The organism is Microbacterium sp. Bi128 (genome assembly GCF_918698205.1).
Genome location: NZ_CAKKMM010001145.1, coordinates 1 through 1,662, shown reverse-complemented (window position 1 = coordinate 1,662; position 1,662 = coordinate 1). Strand labels below are relative to the sequence as shown.

The 1,662-nt window shown below is 66.4% G+C and carries 1 protein-coding gene and 1 pseudogene; one reads left to right on the top strand and one right to left on the bottom strand.

Features of this window, described 5'->3' with window-relative positions:
* Nucleotides 1-14: 14 nt before the first annotated feature.
* Nucleotides 15-1,091: pseudogene (locus LQV45_RS30640) on the bottom strand (DEAD/DEAH box helicase); the annotation flags it as partial.
* A 156-nt stretch (nucleotides 1,092-1,247) separates the two neighbouring features.
* Between LQV45_RS30640 and LQV45_RS30635 the strand changes: the two are divergent.
* Nucleotides 1,248-1,662 (top strand): methyltransferase domain-containing protein (locus LQV45_RS30635; protein WP_230011019.1); only part of this gene is annotated, 415 nt, incomplete at its 3' end.

The window sequence follows — 1,662 nt, the reverse complement described above, 5'->3', positions numbered from 1 at the left end:
ATCTGGTGGAACTAACGGGAGTTCAGCAGACGGGTGCGGACGCCGTCGTATTTGCTCAGTGCCGTCAGCAGCACGGTGCGGATGGGCACGTTGATGCCCACCCCGAGCGTATCCGTGCCGCAGATGACCTTCAGCAGACCAGCCTGGGCAAGCTGTTCGACCAGCCGGCGGTACTTCGGCAGCATGCCGGCGTGGTGAACGCCGATCCCGTGCCGGACCAGGCGGTTAAGGGTCTTGCCGAAGCCTGCGGCGAAGCGGAACCCGGCAATGAGCTCGGCGATCTTGTCTTTTTCCTCGCGGGTGCAGACGTTGATGCTCATCAGGTTCTGGGCCCGGTCGATCGCCTCGACCTGGCTGAAGTGGACCACGTAGACCGGGACCTGCTTGGTGGCGAGCAGCTCCTCAAGCGTCTCGTGGACCGGAGTCTGCTCGTAGTAGTAGTGCAGCGGGATGGGGCGTTCCGCGGAACTGACGGTCGTCGTCGTGCGGCCGGTCAGGTCGCTGAGGCCGTCCTCGAACCGGCTGACATCGCCGAGCGTCGCCGACATCAGCAGGAACTGCGCCTGGGGCAGTTCAAGCAGCGGCACCTGCCACGCCCAGCCGCGCTGCGGGTCCGAGTAGAAGTGGAACTCGTCCATGATCACGGCGCCGAGCTGCGCCGCAGAACCTTCACGCAGGGCGATGTTGGCCAGGATCTCGGCCGTGCAGCAGATGATCGGGGCGTCCTGGTTCACGCCGGAGTCGCCGGTGATCATGCCGACGTTGTCGGCGCCGAAGATCTCACAGAGGGCGAAGAACTTTTCCGAGACGAGGGCCTTGATCGGGGCGGTGTAGTAGCTCCGCTGCCCGCGGGCCATGGCCTGGAAGTGCGCGGCAATGGCCACGAGGGATTTCCCGGACCCGGTCGGGGTGGCCAGGATGACGTTTGAACCGGCGGCCAGCTCCATGATGGCCTCGTCCTGGGCGGTGTACAGGGCCAGGCCGCGGGTCTCGGTCCACTCGACAAACCGGGTGTAGAGCTCGTCCGGGTCCAGGCCCGTCCTGCCGGGGATACGGGCGGCCGGGGCGGGGAGCTGATCAACGAGTTTCATTGCTGTCCAGCTTAGTGCCCGCGTGGTATCCGCGGCACCGCACGCAGTGCAGGCGCGCGCCGTGAGCCGCCCGCAGCGCAGGCGTGCTTCCTTGGCTGGCCCACGGGCCGGGACTAGGCTTCGGTTAGGACAACGTGCCGGGAACTGGAGGCAGCCATGAAGTGGGATCCGGAGAAATATGTGCAGTTCGGGGACTACCGGGACAGACCATTTTTTGATCTGACCGGTCGGATTCACGCCGAAGCCCCGCGGCACGTGGTGGACCTCGGCTGCGGTCCCGGCAACCTGACCGCGACGCTCGCGGACCGCTGGCCGGGCGCGCAGGTGGTGGGTCTGGATTCGTCGCCGGAAATGCTGGCCACTTCCAAGGACCACGCAGCCGCGGCGGCCAATCTTTCCTACGAGCTGGCCGACATTGAGCACTGGCTGCCGTCCGGGGACACGGACGTGGTGGTCACCAACGCGGCCCTGCAGTGGGTGCCCGGCCACCGAAAGCTCCTGCCCCTATGGCTCGATGCCCTCAAACCGGGCGCCTGGTTCGCGCTGCAAGTGCCGGGGAACTTCAATGCAC